We start from the raw sequence: 20,192 nt of genomic DNA on the forward strand, positions 1-20,192 counted from the left end.
CCCAGTGCATCATGATCGCGGTTGTCGTCAAAAGAGTCAATCCCTCGCACGCATTTTTTCGTGGGGACTGCAATGGGCGACGCGTTTGCCTGTTCTTCATGCTCGGGGAGGGAAAGGAAATGCTGGGCACCGTAGAGATAGTGGTCGGCCTTTTCCCGGGTCAAGGCGCATATGTGCCGAACGCCCTGCGATGGTTGAAGGACCATGGAAATGGTGCGACAGAAGCGATTGAAATCATCGACGAAGTGGCCAGGGGAATGCTGGGCAAGGGCCTGGATCGCGCTTTTTCCGGTGATTCCCCGGAGCGGTTGCTGAATGAGGCGCCGGATGTCCTGCAGCTGGCCGTGTTCGCCGCGTCCACCGCGGCTCACCGCGCGCTCACCGAGGAGGGAGCACGGTTCAGCGTGCTCGTCGGGCACAGCCTCGGCGAGATCGCGGCACTGGTCGCCGGCGGCGCGCTGAACATCGCCGAGGGGGCGGAGATCCTCTGCCACCGCATCATCGTGCTGCGCGAGCACGACAGCAGCGGCGGCGGGCTGCTGGCGCTGGGCTGCGCGGCGGAGCGGACCCAGCAGATCCTGGATCTGCTGCCCACCTCCGGGGCCGTGATCGCGGTGGACAACGGGCCGGATCAGACGGTGGTGGCGGGGCCGGCCGACGCGCTGCGGCGCACGTCCGCGATCGCCGACGCCGTGGGACTTTCCGTCACCGAGCTGCGCGCGCCGCACCCGTTCCACAGCCCGCTGCTCGCCCCTGCCGGGCGGGAACTGGGCCGTAGGCTCACCGGGTACGGGCGGCGCGAGCTGGACGTGCCCGTCTTCTCGCCCATCCTGAGCCGTTACTATCGCGACTCGGACGACCTCGGCGAACTGCTCGCCTCCCACCTCGTCACCCCGGTGCGCTTCGGCGCGGCCGTCGAGCGGCTGCACCGTTCCGGCGCGGGCGTCTGGGTGGAGGTGGGCGCGGGGCGGGCACTGACGTCACGGGTGCGGTCGGCGCACCGGGCCGCGTCCGTGTGCACGCCGCTGCTTCAGGACGTGAACACGTTGCGGGAGACCGGACGTTTCCTGGCTCCCGCCGCCACCTCCCGGTCGGTGACCGCGGAGAATCCCGTCACTCGGTCGACGACCATCGAGAACCCCGCTGTCCGGACGATTTCCGCCGACAGCGCCGTCGTCCGGCCGGTGACCGTCGATGTCCCCACCACTCAGGTGGCCGTCGAAGAAAGCACCGCCGTCTCCGCCGGAGGCGCGGCCTCGCAGTCGAGGGAGGCGATCGCCGCCCGCGTGCGCGACCTCTACGCCACCGCCCTGGAGTACCCGGAGGAGGTCTTCGAGGACCATGCCGAGCTGGAGGCCGACCTCGGTGTCGACTCGGTCAAGCGCGTGGAGCTCATGAGCCGGCTCAACCTCCTTTTCGAGCTGGGCAGGCGCCCCGAGGACCTGCGAGTGTCCGACTACCGCACGTTCGGTCAGGTGGTGGACTTCACGGTCGACTCGCTGGCCAAGTCGGACGCGGCATGACGGTGTTCGAGGGCCGGGTGGCCCTCGTCACGGGCGGGGCGGGCAGCGTGGGAACGCACCTCGTGCGCTCGCTCGCCGAGGCAGGCGCCACGGTGGTGCTGAACTGTTTCCACTCCTACGACGCGGCCAAGGAGCTCGCGGCCGAGCTGGGCGGCGGCGTCCGGGTGATCCGGGCGTCGGTGGCCAAGCAAGACCAGGTGCGCCGGATGTTCGACGAGGTGACCTCGGCGTACGGACGGCTGGACCTGCTGGTCAACAACGCCGCCACGGGCACCTTCGTCGGCTGGGACGAGCTCACCGAGGAGCACCTGGACCAGGCGTACGAAACCAACGTCAAGGGCGCGCTGTGGTGTGCTCGCGCAGCCCGTCCGCTGCTGGCGCGCTCGGACAAGGGCTGCGTCGTCAACGTCTCCTCGGTCGGGGCGGCGTACACACCGGCGAACTATCTGCCGGTGGGGTTGTCCAAGGCGGCGCTGGAGGCGCTGACCCGCTACCTGGCCGCCGAGTTCGCGCCGGACGGGATCCGCGTGAACACCGCCTCCGCAGGGCTGCTGGACAACCCTGTCGGACGGATGTTCCCCGGCTTCGACTCGATGAGCGCGAACGCCGTGGCCGCGACCCCGATGGGCCGGCTGGCGACCCCGGCCGACCTGGCGGACCTGGTGCTGCTGCTGGCGTCGCCGGGTGCGGCCTGGGTCACGGGACAGACGGTGGTCGCGGACGGCGGCCTGTCGCTGCACCGCGCGGCACTGTCCCCGGACCCCGGGCCGGAGCCCGCGCGGTCGCGACCGGAACCCGGGCCGGAACCCAGGCCGGAACCCGGGCCGGAACCCGGATCCGAGTTCAGACCCGTGCCCGAGGCGCGCACAGAGCGGATCCAGGGCGTGGATCCGATCGCGGTGGTCGGCATGGGGCTGGCCGTGCCGGGAGCCAACGATCCCGACGCGTTCTGGCGGCTGCTCACCGAGGGCGCCGACCTGTTCGTGGACGTCCCACCGGACCGTTGGCCGCTGGCGAGCTTCCACGACGACGACCCCGGCGCCCCCGACAAGACCTACCAGCGCCGCTCCGGCTTCATCACCGACTTCACCCCGCACCCCGCCCTGGCCGCGGAACGCCCGGACGCCGGGCTCGACCACACCACGCTGTGGCTGCGGCACAGCGTCCACCAGGCGCTGGAGGGTGTGACCAGGCGGGACGCCGATCGTTTCACCGCCTGCTTCGGCTACACCCCCGACGGCAGCCAGCACCTGGTGGAGGCGCTGGTGGACCTGGAGCTCGGCGGCCCCGGTGTGCTGCCGCACGGCGACGCCCTCCGGTCGGAGCCGCTCCCGCACCGGGTGGGCGCGAGCGCGATCGACGGCCTGCTCCCGGCGGACACGCGGCTGCTCATGGTGGACACCGCATGCTCGTCATCCCTCTACGCCGTCGATCTGGGGGTACGCGACCTTTTGGCGGACCGGGCCGAGGTCGCCGTGTGCGGCGGCGCGTTCGCGCTGGCCCCCGGCGGTTCTGTGCTGTTCTCCAAGCTCCACGGCCTGTCGCGTGGTGGCGAGGTGCGCGCCCTGGACAGGAACGCGGACGGCGTGCTGTTCTCCGACGGCGCCGGCGTCGTGGTGCTGAAGCGGCTGTCGCGGGCGCTGGCGGACGGCGACACCGTGCACGGCCTCATCGCGGGCGTCGGGCTGTCGGCGGACGGCAAGGGCAAAGCGATCTACGCGCCTTCCAGCGCGGGCCAGGAACTCGCGATCGCCCGCGCCTTCGACAAGTCGGGTGTCGGCGCCGATGACGTCGACTGGGTGATCGCGCACGCCACGGGCACCCCGGCGGGTGACGAGGCCGAGTTCCTCAGCCTGCGCGCCGCCTATGCCGGCACCCGTCAGGTGCGGGTGACCTCGAACAAGTCGCTGATCGGCCACACCGGCTGGGCGGCGGGCGTGGTGTCGGTCATCCACGCGCTGCTGGGGCTGCGGCACGAGACGATCCCTCCCCAGCATCGCTTCTCGGCCGCGCCGGACTCCTTCGGATTGGCGACCTGCAATCTGACCGTTCCCACGCGGCCGGTGCGGTGGCCGTCCCGGCCCGATGGGCCGCGCACGGCTGCCGTGTCCGGATTCGGGTTCGGTGGCACGAACGCGCACCTGCTGGTGCAGGAGTTCCTCCAGGACCGGCCCGCACGAGCGGGTTACGGGGTCAGGAACGACGAGCCCATGGTGATCGTCGGTTGGTCGGCGCACACGCCGGGGGCCGAGGACAACGAGCAGGTAGGCGCGTGGGCGCGCGGACGGCACCTCCGGCCGGACTCGTTCGGCGACCGCTATCCGCATCCGCCGTTCGCCCGCCTGCGGTTGCCGGCGTCCACGATCCGGGCGACCGACCGTACCCAGCTTATGATCATCGAGTGCATGCAGCGGCTGGAGCCGCGCGTCCGCGAGTTCTGCGCCCGTCACAGCCGCACGACCGGCGTGGTCGTGGGCCACACCGGTCCCACACGCAACGCCGTCCTGTACGCCGTGCGCGCCTACCTGGACGAGCTCGACCACCTGGCGGGCGAGCGGGCGGTGGAGCTGCGCGAGCGCGTGGAGGGGCTCATCGGGCCGCCGGACGAGGACTCCTTTCCCGGTGAGATGCCGAACGTCATCGCCGCCCGCCTGTGTGGCTATTTCGACCTGCGCGGGCTCAACATCGCCGTGGACGGCGGTGCCGCCTCGCTGGCCGACGCCTTCGACCTGGCCGGACGCTACCTGGACTTCGGCGACGTGGACGTCGTTCTGGTGGCGGGAAGTAACGGCAACAGCCTGCGGTCGTGGGGCGACCTGCTCGGCTGCGGGCCGATCGGCGAGGGCACGTTCCTGTTCGCGGTCACCCGCGAGTCGCTGGCTCTGGCCGAGGGACTGCCGGTGCTGGCCGTGGTGTCCGTCGAGGCGGTCGCCGAGGACAGGCTGGAGGCCACGGCATGAGCAGGGCGAATCTGCTGGGCGCGCAGGGCGCCCGCGAGTTGATCGCGTTCCTGGAGGGCGGCGGAGACGGGGCGATCGAGCTCAGGCCCGACCCCGGCGCCGGCGCGCGCCTCATCAAACTGAGGAGACCTGACACGCGGGACCCGCGGAAGGCCGGGGCCGCCGTGCGGGACGCGCGGTCTCCGGGGGCCGCCGCACAGCACGAACCGCGACGGCTGCTGGACCGTCACGTGTTCGAGCTGGCCCCCGACCCGCGTCGCCCTGTCCGCACGGCACCCCCCGCGATCCCGGCGGACGCCGTCGTGCTGACCAACGCACCGCGCTTCAGGACGGGCCGCGACGACGGTGTGTCCGCGCACGTCAGGGTGCTTGTGGACGCGACCGACCCCCGTCTGCGCGCGGCTCGCCGGTCGGAAGCGGTCGATGAGCTGCTCGACCTGCACGAACGCGTGTTCTTGAAGGCCAAGGAGTGCGCCGCGTATCTGGACGGCGGCTCGTTCGTGGTGAGCGTCGTGGGCGGTGTGACGGAGGCGGGCGTGCCGCTGCCGTTCACGGGCCTGTTCACGGGCCTGGTCAAGAGCCTGGCGCTGGAGTTCCCCGGCGCCGACGTGCTGGCCACCGTGCACGAGGACGTGCCGCTCGACGAGGTGCTGGCCACGGTGAGCGCCGAGCTGGGCGCGCGGCGGCTCATCCCGGTGACCTACCACGCGGGAGGCACGCGGCTCACACCGAGAGCGGTGCCCACCCCGGCCCCGCCGTCCGAGGTCCCGGCGCTGGGCGAGGACGCCCTGGTCGTGGCGGCCGGAGGGGCGCGGGGCATCGGCGCGCCGATACTGGAGGCGCTGGCCGCGCGCCACCGTCCGCGCCTGGTGGTGCTGGGCAGTTCCGAGTTGCCCGACGACGCCGGTGAGGAGCTCGACCGCAGCGCGTTCATCCGCGTCCAGGTGCGGCGGGGAGTCTCGGTGCCGGAGGCGAACGCCCGGTACGACCGGCTCGGCGAGGCGCGGCAGACCCGGCGTACGCTGGCCGGGCTGGAACGGCTGTGCGGGCCGGGACGCGTCCGCTACCTGCGCTGCGACCTGCGTGACGGCGACGAGGTCGGGCGGGCCCTCGCCGCCGTGGACGGCCCCATCGACCTGCTGCTCAACATCGCGGGTACGAACCGGGCCTCCGACGTCACCGCCAAGTCCGTCCAGGACTTCCGGGCGGTGCGCGACCTCAAGGTGCGTGCGTACCTGAACCTGAAGGAGGCGACCCGGGGCCGCGAGCCACGCCTGTGGTGTAACTTCGGCTCGTTCATCGGGCTGACGGGCCAGCGTGGCGAGACCGACTACGGCGCCGCCAACGACTTCCTCAACACGGCCGCCGTGAACGCCGCCGAGGAGTTCACCATCGGCTGGACGCTCTGGCGCGACATCGGCCTGGGCGCGTCGCCGTTGATGCGCGACTTCTTGGAGGGCAGCGGGGAGTTCACGCCGACGCCGACCGAGGAGGGCGTCGAGCACTTCATGGCCGAGCTGGCCGCCGCCCCGGACGCGCCCGTCACCGTGTTCTTCGGCGCCAAGGAGCGGGCCGCGATCAGGGCCGCCGTACCGGAGTTCCTGGAGTTCTCCGCGGGCGCGAAGCGGCCCCTGCCGTTCATCGACCGGACGTTGCGCCACGACGCCGCAGAGCTGGTGGCCGAGCGGACGTTCTCCCTGGACCGGGACGGATACCTCGACCTCCACCGGGTCCGCGGCTACCCGACACTGCCTGGCACGTTCGTCCCCGAGCTGGCGGCGCAGGCCGCGGTCTCGCTCGTGCCCGACCGGGTGCCCGCCGTCTTCGAGGACCTGCGGCTGGAGTCGTTCCTGCGCGTCTACCGCGCGGACCGGCCGGAGGTGAAGCGGCTCACCGCCAGGCTGGTGCGCGCCGACGAGCGTGAGTCGGTGGTGGCCGTGCGGGTGCTGGGGGACGTGGTCGCCCCGAACGGTGTCGTGGTCGCCCGCGACCGGCTGCACTTCTCGGTCACGGTGCGGCTGCGCGACGCGGCGGTGCCCGGCCCTTCGTGGACGCACTGGGACGAGCACGGGAGCCGGCCACTGCGCGATCCGTACCACATGCCGGGATCCGACGTCCTGCTGCGCGAGGTGTTCGTGTCCACGACCGACACCCGGACGCATCCGCTGGGGCGGCGCGGCCGGCTCGCACTCGACGCGCCCGCGCTGCGCCGATGGTTTCCCGACCTGCTGGTCCCGTCCGTGACGCTGGACGGCCTGGTGCGAGTGGCCGTCCTGGAGCGGGCGGGGGGCCGCTGGACGCCGGTCGCGATCCCCCGCTCGATCCGCCGCGTCGACCTGTACGGCGGGCACACCGACCTGACGCTGGCCGCGCTGACCGAGCCGGTGGAGTTGTACGTCACCCCGGTCGACCTCGACCTGGAGGACCCCGAACCGGACAACCGGGCCATCGCGGTCGCGTCGAACGGTGAGGTGCTGCTACAGGCGAAGGACATCGTCGGCGCCATTGTCGGCTACGTGGACCAGGAGACCGGTGAGTACGTCGACAGAGAGAGATTCGACCGCGAGGAGCGCCGATGACCCCCGAAGGGACCTGCCCGGTCGCCCACGGCCCGCGAGGGCTGCCGGTGATCGGCGACGCCATCCCCTACTTCAAGGACCCGCTGGCCTACACGCTGCGCATGCAGGAGCGCGACTCGCTGGTGTCGGTCCAGCTGCCCATCCCGTTCGTCCAGGTCACCGAGCCGGAGGCGATCGAGCGGGTGCTGCGCGTCAACCCGGACAACTATCGGCGGGGCACCCTCTACAAGGGGTTCGTCGGCACGATGGGAACGGGCCTGCTCACGCTCGACACCGATGGCTGGCGCGGCCCGCGCAAGGCGGTGCAGCCGGCCTTCACCCCACAACGGGTGACCGGCAGCGCCCGCGAGGCGATCGCGGCCACGGAGAAACTGCTGCGGCGCTGGTCGGAGCATGCCGCCTCGGGCGCGGTCGTGGACGTCGCGCCGGGCCTGATGGACGTGTCCGCACGGGTGATGGGCATGGCCCTGATCAGCCGAGACCTGTCGGGCACCGACTACTCCCGGGCCGCGGGGATCGCCAACAAGGTCATGTACACCAGCACGATCAAGGGCATCTCCGCGCTGATCCCGTCCTTCGTGCCGACGCGTTATCACCGCGACCGCAAGTGGGCGGAAGGGGTGCTCGACGCCATCGTCAGCCAGGTGATCGAGGAGCGGCGGGCCGCGGGCGAGCACGGCACGGACGCCGCCGGACTGCTGCTGGACGCCGGACTGTCCGACGCGGAGGTGTCGGACAACCTGCGCACGCTGCTGCTGGCCGGCTCCGACACCACCGGCCAGGCGCTGGCCTGGACCATGTACGAGCTGGCCCGCCACCCGCAGGCCCGCCGCGCCGTCGAGCGCGAGGTGGACGAGGTACTGGCCGAAGGGCCGCCCGACCTCGAACGGCTTGGCGAGCTGCCCCAGACGACGGCGGCGGTGAACGAGGCTCTCCGCCTGCACCCGCCGGTCTGGCAGTTCCCCCGCGACGCCATCGAGCCGGACACCCTGGCCGGGCGGCACGTCCCCGCGGGCACGACGGTCCTGCTCAGCGTGTACGGCACGCATCGCTCGCCCGAGCACTGGGCGGACCCGGAGGCGTACGACCCGCAGCGTTTCCTGGGCGACGCCCAGGACGAGCGGCACAAGCACGCCTTCCTGCCGTTCGGCGGCGGGCGGCGTATGTGCGTCGGCAAGGGACTGGCGATGGCGACGCTGGTGACGGCGGTGGCGATGCTGTCGCGGCGCTACCGGCTGCGGCTGCCGGGCACGCGCCAGGTGCGCAGCGGCCACTACATCACGCTCTTCCCCAGCTCGGGGCTTCCGGCGGTCGTGCGGGAACGGACGTGACCGTGACGGCGGTCCGGCCGCATCTGGTGTCGTTCGAGACCGGCTCCTTCGTCAGGCCCGTGCGCCGCATGGTCTGGGAGCCGGTGCCCCACCCGCTCCCGCCACCGTCCCCCGTGGCGCGGCGGCTGCTGGTCATCGGCTCGGACCCGGACCTGGCCGTGCGGCTGGCGAGCCGTCTCGGCGCCGACGTGTGCGCCCCCGGTCGCGAGCCGGAGCACGACGACTGGGACGGAATCGTCGACCTGAACGTCACCGGCGTCCCGTACCGGCTCGGCGGCGGCGAGTGGCGGGACGCGCTGGGCAGGACCACCCGCATGGTGCAGCGCCGCTACGCCTCCTGGCGGGCGGAGTCGCGCGCCGACCGATGCTGCTACGTCGCGGTCACCCACCTGGGCGGCCTGATGGGCTACGACGACGGGCGGATCGACACGCCCCTGGGCGGCATCTGGGCGGGGTTCGCCAAGTGCCTGCCACGCGAGCTGCCCAACCTCGCGGTGAAGGTGCTGGACGTCGACACCGCCGACCCGGACGGGCTCGCAGGGCTTCTGGAGTCCGAGCTGGCGGCGTGGGACCTGTTCGAGATCGGCTACCGGCGGGGCGTGCGCCACGCGCTCACCGCCCTGCCGAGCCCGGAACCGCAGCCGCGCCTGGACCTGGACGCCGACGACGTGGTGCTGATCTCGGGAGGCGCGCGAGGCGTCGGCTTCGCCCTGGCGCGCGGACTGGCCGAGCGGTTCGGCTGTCGCGTCGTGGTGACGGGCCGCGACGAGCTGCCCACCGCGGACTGGCTCACGCTGCCGGACGACCGCTACGCCGCCCACCGCCACGCCCGGATCGCGGCCGCCCGCACCGCCGACGCGCTGAGGAAGACGCGGGCGGCGCTCAAGCGCGAGTCGGAGCTGCGCCAGGTCGCAGCCAATCTGGCCGCCGCCGAGCGGGACGGCCTGCGCATCGCGTACGAGGCGTGCGACTGCGTTCGGCAGGAACAGGTGGACGCCCTGTTCGCCCGTCTCCCGGCTCCGACCGTGGTGGTGCACAACGCGGGCATCGACGTGCCGACCAGGCTCGACATGAAGAGCCCCGAGGAGGTCGTGCGCACCGTGGAGGTGAAGGTGTCGGGGTTCGAGTCCCTGACCAGGGCGGTGCTCGCCACCCCGGAGCGTCGGGCGGCGCTCAAGGTCTTCTGCAACGTGGGGTCGCTGGCCGGCCGGATGGGCGGCATGATCGGCCAGATCGACTACGCGGCGGGCAACGAGGCGTTGCCGAGGCTGGGATTCTGGGCGCGGAACACCTACGGGCTGCCGACTCAGACGCTCTGCTGGCCGACGTGGGAGCGCCTGGGCGTGATCGCCAACTACGACGCGGCGGTCCGGTACGTGTCCACCCTCGACCCCGCCGAGGGCGTGCGCCGCTGGATCGACGAGCTGCGCTCCGGCGGGACCGGCGAGGTCATGTTCATCGGTCAGGTGGGCGGCGCGCTGGTGCCCACGCAGCTGCGCGGTTTCTGGCTGTTCACCGGCCACCCCGACCTGCCCCGGCTGCACGGCCTGGCGCACTTCCTCGGCGACGTCGAGGACTTCCGGCCCTTCCACTCACTGCGCGGCTCGATCGTCCACCGGCAGGGCTCCCATCCGTGCCTGACCGACTTCACGGTGGACGGCCGACCGGCGCTGCCGGTGTCGGTGCTGGTGGAGCAGGCGTGCTCGGTCGCCGACTGGGTGGTGCCGCCCGGCTGGCCGCCGCAGCACCTGGCCTCGGTGCGTGACGTGCGGGTGCACCTGTCGGCGCTGGTCCTGGAGGGCGGCCGGTTCACCACGTCGGCGGTGGGCGAGACGACGGAGGAGGGCTGGACGGTCAACGTCACGATCACCGCCGCCGACGGCGCGGTCGCCGGTTCGATGCGCCTGCTTTACGAACCGGAGCCGCCGGCGCTCCCTCCTCACCGGCCGGAACCTCCCGCGCTCTCTCCCCTGGTCCCCGCCCCGTCCGCGGTCAAGGCGCGCGGCGGTGGCCGCCTGGCCTGGTCGGGGCTCGTTCTCGGAACGGCGGAGGACCCGCTGCCCGTCGTGACGGCCGCCGACCTGTGGACGACACCCTTCCCGCCGGTCCACGGCATCTCGCCCGCCGCTCTGGAGGCAGCCGTCCGCGCGGCAGGCCCGGTGAGCGGCGATCTTCTCACCATCGACCGGATCGTGCCCTGCCCAGGGGCGCAGCACGTGGACCGGCTGCTGCCCGTGGAAGGTGGCTGGGTCGGGTCGCGGGCGGGCGAGCCCGTACTGTTCGTCGCAGGGGTGATCCCCGGCAGCCGAAGGACCGGGAGATCGGCGGCAGGTTCCCCGCATCGGTCGGGGTGAGGAGCCGATCGTTCGTCAGGCGGTCTCCGATCGCACTTCCCGGCCGGCTCGGAAACGCGTCATCCTCCGGTGACCGTTACCCGAGGGCGGGCTGGGCCAGGTCGCGGACGGTCTCCCGTAGCCGCGACGCCTCGTCCGGGTCCACCGTGAGATCGACGGGCCTGCCCCTCTTCCAGACCGTGAGCGGCTCGGCCGGCGGCTCGTCGATGAGCGCGATGATCGGCGGTACGGCCTTCGCGACCGGCTGGGCGAACACCGCGGAGGCCGCTCGTACGAGACCGCGCATCGGCTGCCTGAAGGGCTCGTGCAGTGCGGTCGCGACGACGCCCGGGTTGTACAGCACGTACTTGATGCGCTCGGAGGCGTAGACCGTCCCCAGCAACTCGCACGCCTTGGCTCCCTGCAGGGTCGCGGCGAATCCCCGGTACCTGTTCTTCATCTGGAGGTCGTCCCAGTGGATCCGGCTGCCCTGCCCGGCACCGCACAGGTTGACGATCACCGGTGCCGGTGCTTTCTCCAGCGGGCCGCGTAGCCCTTCCGCCATGAGCCAGCGGTTGAGCACGTAGAGGGCGAAGGTGCGCTCGAATCCGTCCTCGGTCTCCACCCGCACCGGATTGTGCCGGTACGCGGCGATCACCAGCGCGTCGATCGCCGGGTACTCGGCGTTGAGCCGTTTCAGCAGGTCTCGGGTCTGACCGAGTGAGCCGAGGTCGCACCTGACGAAGCGGGCGCTTGGCGCCGCCTCGCGCAGGCGGCGTTCGCCCTCCTCGGTGCTGCCCACGGCGACGACCTGGTCGCCCTGTTCGGCGTAGTGGCGGGCGAGGGCTTTGCCGATGCCGTTGGTGCCACCGGTGATCACGATGGTCCGGGTCATAAGTTGAGGCACTCCTCAAGTTGAGATCGACCTCAACTTAGCTAGGATCGAGGGCATGCGCAAGGACGCGGCACAGAACCGGGAGCGACTCCTGCGGGCGGCCCGGCGGCTGTTCGCGGATCACGGGCTCGACGTGCCGCTCGAAGAGATCGCCCGCTCGGCCGGGGTGAGCATCGGGACGCTCTACAACCGCTTCCCCACCCGGGGCGCCCTGGTGGACGCGGCCTTCGCGGATCGAATGGCGATCGTGGACGGATTGGCCGAGCAGGCGCTGACCATGGACGACGCCTGGGAAGGATTCGTCGCGTTCCTGACCGGCGTGTGCGAGCTACAGGCGGTCGACCTCGGCTACAACGAGCTCGCCGCGCGCGGGGCGGCCGTGGACTGGGAGCGCGGGTACGGCCTGATGAGCGGGATCCTCGAACGCGCGCAGCGATCCGGGGACCTGCGCGACGACATCACCCTCGCCGACGTGGCCTTCGTGGCCCGGGGCGTGACCGCGATCATCAAGGCGACGTACCGGGTGGCGCCGGGGGCCTGGCGGCGGCACCTCGCCCTCGCCCTGGACGGCCTGCGCGCCGTCGCCGCCCGGCCGCTGCCCGTCCCGCCGCTGTCGGCCGAGCAGACCCGCGCCACGATGGGGGAGGACTGCTGACGTCCCCCGATCGTCCCGGCAGGTAAACCCTTCCTGACCTGCGAGAGGGTGACCTTCGCCCGCCGGTCGGGCCGGTCGGGATCAGTCGGCGGGTATCCGCCGTTGCGTGTCGGAGAACAGGTTGTGCATGGCGCCGCGGAAGATCTCCGCCTGCAGCGGGCCGATGAAGGAGGTGTGCCCGAACACCTCCAGGACCACGAGACCGTGCAGGTGGCCCCAGACGCTGACGAAGAGGACGGCGGCCTGCGGCGGAAGCCCGCCGAACATCTCGGGCGGCATCTGCTCGAGGCGGGCACGTAGCGCGGGGCTCAGCGGCGGAACCTCGGTGCGGCTCAGTTGCTCGTGAGTGAACGCACCGAACAACTCCCGGTAGAAGACGGTCCCGATCCTGCGGGCACCGGCGGTCGTGCGGCCGTCGGCGGGCGCCTCGTAACGCAGCAGCGGTGTCCCGTAGAGGAGCTGGAACCGAGAGGGGTTGTCCAGCCCCCATCTTCGGAAGGCTTCCGCGGCGATGACGAACCTCGGCAGGTCGCCATGCGGCGGTGCGCTGTCGACCGCCGACCGGACGGCGTCGGCGAGCTCGTGGTACGCCTCCGTGATCAGTGCCGTGACGAGCTCGTCGCGGCTGGGAAAGTAGTGGTAGAGCGCCTGCACCGTCATCCCGAGACCGCGGGCGATCGATCGCAGGGACAGGCCGAAGGGGCCGTGCAGCGCGATCTGCTCCTGTGCCGCGTCGAGGATCTCGCGGGTCGCGGTGGCCCGCCGGCGCCGGCGGAGCGGTACCGGGTCGGCGTCAGGCGTCGCGGAGTCGTCCTTCATGCCCGACACCGTACTGTTTGATTAACACTGTTAGGTAAATCTGGCACTGCTAAATCCGGGTCGATGTCATTAGCGTCGTTGTCATGGCCGTTGCCGAACAGCACGGGTGTGCGGCGGCCGTCCGGTGCCGTCGTTCGGCACCCTCCGTAGGCCGTGGCCGCTGAGCGGTTATGAACGGTCATTGCCGCCCGCAGCGCTCACCCCGGAGCGATACCCCTCACCACAAGGAGTTCTCGTGACTACCGAAGCCGGCATCCGCCCCACAGCCGGACGCCCGTCCCCCTTGGCGGATCGGATCGGGCGCACGCTGATGGCCGTCAACGCGGTCGCGGCGCTCGTCGCGTTCGCGGGCGGCATCATGATCACGGCCAACGTTTCCGACGATCGTCTCGTCACCGAGGCCTGGCGGACGCTCGCCTACATCGTCTTCGCGGGAATATGGGCCATACTCGCCGTCGCACCGCGCAGGCAGTGGGGCCTGTGGGAGCTTCTGCTCTTCCAGAAGGGTGCGATCACCGTCTACTGCTTCGTCATGTGGGACAAGCCCGACGCGATGCAGACCGCGTTCATCGACCTCTTCGTCGTGGCGACGACCGCGGTGGCGTACGTGCTCTGCCGAGGCTGGACCAGCTGGCGGACCGGCGCCTCCGAGTCTGCCGACGGCCGCCGGCCCGCGACCTCGACCGGGTGACGCGCGTCGATCGGGTCGTCTCGGACGTGCCCGCCGAACCCGCGGTCGATCCTCGTCCGTCGGACAGGCTCCGATCACGAACGGCGCGGCTTCACCGGCTCCACGGGCTCCGGGGACTTCAGCGGCCGAGGCCGGCGTCCCGCGCGCGGATGATGGCCTCCGCCCGGTCGGCCGCCTGGAGTTTGGTGAGGACCGCGTGGACGTGATTGCGCACGGTCTTCTGGGACAGGAACAGGCGTGCGGCGATCTGGCCGTTGGAAAGACCGGCGGCCACCAGGTCGAGGACCTCGTGCTCCCTCGCGGTCAGGCCGGGGAACGCCGTGGTGCCGGCCTGCGGCTTCCCGGTCATGAAGTCGGCGATGCGTGAGGCGAGCACCGCGCCGAAGACCACGCCGCCGCCCGCGACGGTGGTGATCGCGCGCACCACCTCGTCGGGTTCGGCGCCCTTGAGGAGATAGCCGCGGGCGCCGGCGCGCAGCGCGTCGAAGATGGTGCCGTCCTCCTCGGACATGGTGAGCACCACGACGCCGATCCCGGGGCGCTCCTGGAGGAGGCGGCGGGTGGCCTCGATTCCATCCATACCGGGCATCTGTACGTCCATCACGACCACGCCGGGTTCTGTCCGAGCGGCCTGTTCGAGGGCTTCGACGCCGGACGAGGCGGTGCCGACGACCTCGACCTCGTCGATGCTGCCGAGCAGTGCCGCGAAGCCTTCACGGAACACCGGGTGGTCGTCCACCACGAGGACTCTTATCGGCTGTTCGGGGCTCATATCCCGCTTTCTCCAGTGGTGATCAGTGCCGGTGCCTGCCTGGACGGCGCCAACGGCAGCCGCGCCCATACTCGCGTACCGCTCGGTGTCGCGGGGCCCACGCTCACCGAGCCGCCGAGTTCGGCGGCCCGCTCGCGCAGCGACACCAGTCCCACGCCGGTCACCGCCTCGGCGGCGAAGCCGACGCCGTCGTCGACGATCATCACGTCGAGGCACCCGGCTTCGACGTCGCGGGTGAGCGTGACGACGCACTCGCCGGCCCGGGCGTGGCGGACCACGTTGGTGACCGCCTCCGAGGCGATCCGGTACGCGGCCACCTCGACCGCGGCCGGCAGGCCGGTCGGCTCACCGTGCTCCTCGACGCGTACGGTCAGCTCCGGGGGGCGCAGCCGTTCGGCGAGCTGGCGGATCGCGCCGACCAGGCCGACGTCGTCGAGAGCGGGCGGACGCAGGCCGTGCACCAGCCGCCGCACCTCGGTGAGCATGCCGGTGAGCTCCTGGCGGGCGATCCCGAGGATCGGGTCGGCCTTCTCCGCCGACCGGCGCCCGGTGATCCTCGCGGTGTCGATCAGGGACGCGACCGCGGCGAGGGTCGGTCCCAGGCCGTCGTGGAGTTCGCGGCGCAGGCGCCGTCGCTCGTCCTCGACCGCGGCGACGATGCGTTCGCGGCTCTGCTGCAGCTCCTCGGCGAGGCGTACGGCGCGGGCGGCCGCGGCGGCCTGGCGGACCAGGTCGGCGAGGAGTCGTTCGTCGCTGTCCCTGAGGCGGTTGAGGCGGGCGGCCTGGCGGGGCAGCAACAGGCGGCCGATCCGCTCGCCCCGATAGGTGATGGGCAGGGCGCGGATCTCGGTGGGAGGTTCGCCCTCTTCGACGAGCAGTCGTTCGCCGTTGACCTGGGTGATCTCCACGCCCACGTACCGGGTGCGGAAGGCCTGGGCCACCGTTCTGGCGAGGGTGTGAAGCTGGGCTTCCGAGTCGTCGGTGCGTTCCAGCCGTTCGGCGAGGCCGGACATCACCTGGTAGGGGTCGTCCCGGTCTCCGACCACCCGGCGCCGTACCAGCCGCCACAGCCGGTGGCGTAGCTGGGCGTAGACGATCGCGACCGCGAAGACGGCGAGGACCAGACGCTCGCCCTCGTTCAGGTGTGCCCCGAGCAGCCGGCCGGCGCCGCCGAGGACGAGCAGGTCGAGGACGGTGGTCAGCGCGAGCAGGATGCCGTAGACGACGGTCCCGCCGAGCAGCCGGTCGATGTCGACGAGCTCGGGGTACGCGATCCCGATCGCGACCGAGGCGGCCGTGAGGGTGACGGCGACGGTCATGCCGAAGGAGCCGAACCAGCTGGGGAGCAGCCGGAAGGCGAGCATGACCATCAGGTCGACCAGGGCCGCCCACAGCAGCCAGCGCATGGGCATCCGGTCGATCCCGGTCGCCGTACGGTAGCGCCGCACCACGAGGATGAACGGCGCGATCAAGCTCAGGGGGAGACAGAACTGCGCGACCAGCAGCAGGCCGGTCCAGATCTCGTCCGGCAGGGGGAGATGGAGCGGGTCGAGGTTCAGCGTCCGCAGCGGCGCGGGCATCGGCCCGGCGCCGGAGGTCTCCTGGGCGATGCCGGACGGGGCCGCGATCAGGGTGAGCGGGAGCAGGGCGGTCATGGCGAGGCTGACCAGGGAGACGATCCGCCACCGTCCTTGGGGCAGTCTCCCCTCCGGATACAGGAACAGCACCAGGGGGAGGAGCAGCGCCAGAGCGGCACCGAGCCGGTTGAAGACGTAGAAGGCCGCGGACGCGCCGGGCAGTGGGAGGGCGGGCACGGTGGCGTAGGCGAGCCACGTGGCGGCCAGGCCGTCCACGCTCCACCAGAGGCCGAAGGCCGACATCAGCCAGCCGAGAAGATGCCGCGGATACCTGGCGAGCACCACCGTGCCGGCCGCCGCCAGCGCGACACCCGCCATCGCGTCGAATCCACCGGGCCGCAGGTCGATCACGGTGCGGTGGGCCTGCGGCACCCGCATGTCCAGCAGCGCCGTCGCCACCGCGATGATCACGGCGGCCACGAGGAACGCGAGGCCGGGCCTTGATCGTAAAGACCGGCAAACCATCACAAACTGCACCCGATGAGTGTGCCTCACCAGGGATGGGATGTCCCTAGGACGCGCGTCCCGTTTGTCCTGGGACACCAGAGGGGGCCGGAGTCGGGACACGACGCCCTGACGGCCTGGGTCGGCGGATCACCAGGATCGTCCTTGTCACCGCGGTGCTCCGTACCGCCGAACCACAGGCGGTGCTCCGTACCGCCGAACCGGACAAGGAACGAAGAACGATGACCGAGACCCTCCGCGACCACACGCAGCAGACCACCCGCGACGCCGGCTCGTCCGCGCAGCCGTCCGAATCGACCGTGCGCCGCCTCGCCCTGTGCCTCTCCACCGGGACGCTCATCTGGTCGGCCCTCAGCTTCGTCTACGGCTTCCAGCCCACCTCCGAGATCGGCTGGACGCTCACCGACCTGGGCGGCCTGGCCTTCCAGTTCGGCCTCTGGGCCCTCATCACGCTCATGAGCCGCACCGGTGCGATCGGGGTGACCCGCACCGCCCGCGTCATGCTGACGGTCGAACGGGTGCTCCTCGCCCCGGCCATGGTGTGGAGCCTGATCCACGGTCTCTTCCCCGCCGCCCGCGACGAACTCTGGCTGGGCATCCTCGACATCTTCTGGCCGCTCTCGATGCTGGGCATGTTCGTGATCGGCATCAAGGTCGTGGTGGCCGGCCGGTGGCGCGGACTCGCCCGCGTCTGGCCGCTCGTCGCCGAGAGCTGGGCGATCGTGTCCATCCCCGCGATGGGGATCCTCGGCGCCTCGCTCGGAGGCGTCGTCGCCGCGACCCACCTGCTCGTGGGGTACGCCACCCTCGGACTCATCATCGCCTTCCGCCCCGAACTGGTACGCGGCGAGAACTGAGCACGCCCCTTCGGCAACACGGCGTCCGTCGCCACGGGAGCAGGACCCCGAACAACGGGGGGCGAGTCCTCGATCCACAGGAGCAGCCGATCCATGAGGTCGGGACCCCGAGTCAGGGGGACAGGACCCCGCAGAAAGGCCGGGCCGCGCGACGCGGCCCGGCCTTCCGACATGAAACGAGCACCTCGTGCCCCCGACCGCGGAGGATCACGCGGCAACGGACGACAGGGATGATCCGGTCGCGTACCAGGTTGGCCGCTCTCGTGGTGCGGCGGCATGGTCATGTGCCGGGCGTTCCGGGCCGCTCGGCGGCATGGTCGTACTCGGCGTTCCGGGCCGTCTGACGATCGCGGCCGGAACCGGCTCCCCGATCTCGCACCGGGCCCGTTATTCGCCGGTGGCACCGTCGATGCGCTCGCGCAGCAGGTCCGCGTGACCGTTGTGCCTGGCGTACTCCTCGATCATGTGGACGAGGATCCAGCGATGGGTGCAGTCCTGGCCGTTGCGGTCACCGAAGGCGTCCAGCGGTTTGGCCGCGGAGATGACGCGGGCGTGTTCGATCTCGGTCCGCCAGGTGGCGAAGGCCTCCTCGACGGAGGCGGTGTCGGCCTCGTTGAAGTCGGCGTCGTTGTCGCGGTCCTTGTCCCAGAGCTTGGGGATGTCCTCGCCGTTCAGCACGCGGCGGAACCAGACGCGTTCGACGTGTGCCATATGCCTGACCAGGCCGAGCAGGGACATGGCCGAGGGCGGCACGGAGCGCAGACGCAACCGGTCGTCCGTCAGGCCCGCGCATTTCACGGCGAGGGTGGCCCTGTGCCATTCGAGCCAGTTGGTGAGCATGGTGAACTCGTCGCCGCTGAAGGGTGGCGAAACGCGCGTGTCGATCACGGACACAACCTATCCGCCGCCGGCGACAGCCCGGTGACGCGGGCATCGACGCTTCGGGGGGAGCTTGCCCGATCCGGATGGTGAGTCCGGCACGCCACGTGGTCCTTGTGAAGGTCACCTCCGCCGAGGACGGCGCCGACCGGCCGGCGGTTCGTCCCGGTTCAGGCGACCAGGATCGTCCTCAGGTAGTCGACCACCGCATCGGCTGACCGGGTCCGTACGGCCACATAGCCGTCCGGCCGGACGAGGACGAGCGTGCCCCCGCCGGCGCCGTAGCGCTTGCTCGGAGGTCCTGGCTCCAGCCGGTAGACGCGGATGTCGTCGCCGTGAAGCCTGTTCAGGCGCTCGGCCGGATCCGGCGTCACCGCGCCGAACTGGAGCAGGGTGAAGTGGGAGCCGCGGAAGAGGTCGAACAGCCGCGACCGCTCGCCGGTCACCGGGTGCCGACACGGCGAGTCGGGCGCCCGGTCACCGGGACGGACCTTGCCCTTGTCGCCGACCGACAGTTCGGAGGCGCGGTAGTTCACGTTGAGCTGGGAGGTCCTGCCGACGATCGCCCTGGTCACCGCGGGGCTGCGCATCAACGGCAGGATGATCCGGTCGCGCAGGAAGGTCATCAGAGGTTTGGCGGAGAACAGCGCGGTCATGCCGGCGCCGCTGGCCTTGAGCACGGATTCGGCCACCGGGCGGCGCTCCAGCTCGTACGTGTCGAGCAGGCTGTCGGGGGCTTGGCCGCGTACCGCGAGGGCCAGCTTCCAGCCGAGGTTGTAGGCGTCCTGGATGCCGGTGTTCATGCCGAGCCCGCCCGCGATCGGGTGGACGTGGGCGGCGTCTCCGGCGATGAAGACGCGGCCGGCACGGTAACGGTCGGCGAGCCGTACCTTGTAGCTGAAGCGCGACAGCCAGGTGGCGTTGTGCAGGCGCACGTCCGTCCGGCCGGTGCGCTGCTCGAACAGGCGCTGGAAAAGCTCAAGTGAGGGCTCCTGACCGGCGCCCTCCTCGCCAGGGCGTACGGTGAGGCCGAACTGCCACGACAGCGTACCGGGCAGCAGCGCGAGGCCCACGGAGGACTCGTCCGCTGCGTACCAGACATAGGAGCCGTCGCGGGGCAGACCGTCGACCTCCACGTCGCCGAGCAGGTAGTGCTCGGTCTCCGACACCAGCCCGGGGAAGGTGATCCCGGCGGCCTCGCGTACCGCGCTGCCGCCGCCGTCGCAGCCTACGAGGTAGGAGGCGTGGATCATCTCACCCGTGGCGAGCCGTGCGACGACCTGGCTGTCGGACTGCTTGAGGTCGGCCAGTCGCAGGCCGCGCTCCACGTGGCCGCCCAGCTCGGCCAGGCGGGCGCGGAGGATCTGCTCGGTGCGCCACTGCGGCAGCAGGACGAGCGTCGGGTACGGCACATCCGGCCGCGGACGGATACCGGCCAGGAGGTGCAGCTCCGCGACGAACCGGCGGTCCATGTGAATCCGCGCCGGCATCTCGGACGTCCCGGCGTCCAGAAAGTCCTGGACCACGCCGAGATCGTCGAACACCTCCAGGCTGCGCGGCTGGATGCCCTTGCCCCGGGACTGACGGTGGAATTCGGGAGACCTGTCGATCACCCGGAAGGTGACGCCGCGCCGGGCCAGCTCGCAGGCCAGCGTCAGTCCGGTCGGTCCGCCTCCGACGATGAGTACGTCTACGTCGGTCATGTCTTCCCCCGATTCCGGAACGGAACCTATCCGTTCCGTTTGGAGGATAAGCGGCCCAGAAGCTGGGACGCAACCGTTCCGTCTCGTGTTAAT

14 protein-coding genes are annotated in these 20,192 nt (G+C 71.4%); 8 read left to right on the forward strand and 6 right to left on the reverse strand.

Features of this window, described 5'->3' with window-relative positions; all coding sequences use genetic code 11:
• Window positions 1-245 precede the first annotated feature (245 nt).
• Genes AB0B90_RS17565 through AB0B90_RS17585 form a run of 5 tightly spaced genes read left to right on the forward strand, consistent with a single transcriptional unit; the run spans window position 246 to window position 10,747 of the window.
• Window positions 246-1,523, forward strand: coding sequence for an acyltransferase domain-containing protein (locus tag AB0B90_RS17565; protein ID WP_350941412.1), 1,278 nt, complete (start codon window positions 246-248; stop codon window positions 1,521-1,523).
• Window positions 1,520-4,483, forward strand: coding sequence for an SDR family oxidoreductase (locus tag AB0B90_RS17570; protein WP_362923379.1), 2,964 nt, complete (start codon window positions 1,520-1,522; stop codon window positions 4,481-4,483). The genes AB0B90_RS17565 and AB0B90_RS17570 overlap by 4 nt, the downstream gene beginning before the upstream one ends.
• Complete coding sequence (locus AB0B90_RS17575) at window positions 4,480-7,062, forward strand: KR domain-containing protein (RefSeq protein WP_362923381.1); 2,583 nt, start codon at window positions 4,480-4,482, stop codon at window positions 7,060-7,062. Before AB0B90_RS17570 ends, AB0B90_RS17575 begins: the two co-directional genes overlap by 4 nt.
• The gene (locus tag AB0B90_RS17580; RefSeq protein ID WP_350941408.1) at window positions 7,059-8,393 is read left to right on the forward strand and encodes a cytochrome P450; all 1,335 of its coding nucleotides are present in this window, start codon (window positions 7,059-7,061) and stop codon (window positions 8,391-8,393) included. Before AB0B90_RS17575 ends, AB0B90_RS17580 begins: the two co-directional genes overlap by 4 nt.
• Window positions 8,390-10,747, forward strand: coding sequence for an SDR family NAD(P)-dependent oxidoreductase (locus AB0B90_RS17585; protein ID WP_362923383.1), 2,358 nt, complete (start codon window positions 8,390-8,392; stop codon window positions 10,745-10,747). Before AB0B90_RS17580 ends, AB0B90_RS17585 begins: the two co-directional genes overlap by 4 nt.
• Before the next feature lie 76 nt (window positions 10,748-10,823).
• On the opposite strand, the gene AB0B90_RS17590 is transcribed toward AB0B90_RS17585, so the two are convergent.
• Window positions 10,824-11,621, reverse strand: coding sequence for an SDR family NAD(P)-dependent oxidoreductase (locus AB0B90_RS17590; protein ID WP_362923385.1), 798 nt, complete (start codon window positions 11,619-11,621; stop codon window positions 10,824-10,826).
• Between the two features lie 55 nt (window positions 11,622-11,676).
• Here AB0B90_RS17590 and AB0B90_RS17595 point away from each other — a divergent pair, with 55 nt between their 5' ends.
• On the forward strand, window positions 11,677-12,276 hold the full coding sequence (locus AB0B90_RS17595) for a TetR/AcrR family transcriptional regulator (protein WP_350941403.1): 600 nt from the start codon (window positions 11,677-11,679) through the stop codon (window positions 12,274-12,276).
• A gap of 81 nt (window positions 12,277-12,357) precedes the next feature.
• Here AB0B90_RS17595 and AB0B90_RS17600 read toward each other — a convergent pair whose 3' ends face one another.
• Window positions 12,358-13,095 carry a TetR/AcrR family transcriptional regulator gene (locus AB0B90_RS17600; RefSeq protein ID WP_350941402.1) on the reverse strand — a complete coding sequence of 246 codons (738 nt, stop codon included), beginning with the start codon at window positions 13,093-13,095 and terminating at the stop codon, window positions 12,358-12,360.
• A gap of 235 nt (window positions 13,096-13,330) precedes the next feature.
• On the opposite strand from AB0B90_RS17600, the gene AB0B90_RS17605 reads away from it, so the two are divergent.
• On the forward strand, window positions 13,331-13,786 hold the full coding sequence (locus AB0B90_RS17605; protein ID WP_362923388.1) for a hypothetical protein: 456 nt from the start codon (window positions 13,331-13,333) through the stop codon (window positions 13,784-13,786).
• Window positions 13,787-13,904: 118 nt separating this feature from the next.
• Here AB0B90_RS17605 and AB0B90_RS17610 read toward each other — a convergent pair whose 3' ends face one another.
• Together AB0B90_RS17610 and AB0B90_RS17615 are read right to left on the reverse strand one after the other, a co-directional pair.
• The gene (locus tag AB0B90_RS17610) at window positions 13,905-14,558 is read right to left on the reverse strand and encodes a response regulator transcription factor (RefSeq protein ID WP_362923390.1); all 654 of its coding nucleotides are present in this window, start codon (window positions 14,556-14,558) and stop codon (window positions 13,905-13,907) included.
• Window positions 14,555-16,606, reverse strand: coding sequence for a sensor histidine kinase (locus AB0B90_RS17615; protein WP_362923392.1), 2,052 nt, complete (start codon window positions 16,604-16,606; stop codon window positions 14,555-14,557). Before AB0B90_RS17615 ends, AB0B90_RS17610 begins: the two co-directional genes overlap by 4 nt.
• Before the next feature lie 275 nt (window positions 16,607-16,881).
• On the opposite strand from AB0B90_RS17615, the gene AB0B90_RS17620 reads away from it, so the two are divergent.
• Window positions 16,882-17,517 carry a hypothetical protein gene (locus AB0B90_RS17620; RefSeq protein ID WP_362923394.1) on the forward strand — a complete coding sequence of 212 codons (636 nt, stop codon included), beginning with the start codon at window positions 16,882-16,884 and terminating at the stop codon, window positions 17,515-17,517.
• A 387-nt stretch (window positions 17,518-17,904) separates the two neighbouring features.
• Here AB0B90_RS17620 and AB0B90_RS17625 read toward each other — a convergent pair whose 3' ends face one another.
• Both AB0B90_RS17625 and AB0B90_RS17630 read right to left on the reverse strand, forming a co-directional pair.
• A complete protein-coding gene (locus tag AB0B90_RS17625) occupies window positions 17,905-18,357 on the reverse strand; it encodes a DinB family protein (RefSeq protein ID WP_350943513.1) in 453 nt (150 codons plus the stop codon).
• A gap of 209 nt (window positions 18,358-18,566) precedes the next feature.
• The gene (locus AB0B90_RS17630; protein ID WP_362923396.1) at window positions 18,567-20,099 is read right to left on the reverse strand and encodes an FAD-dependent monooxygenase; all 1,533 of its coding nucleotides are present in this window, start codon (window positions 20,097-20,099) and stop codon (window positions 18,567-18,569) included.
• Window positions 20,100-20,192 lie beyond the last annotated feature (93 nt).

Origin of the sequence: Streptosporangium sp. NPDC049078, from assembly GCF_040648855.1 — a bacterium.
In the GTDB taxonomy this organism is placed as follows: Bacteria; Actinomycetota; Actinomycetes; order Streptosporangiales; family Streptosporangiaceae; genus Streptosporangium.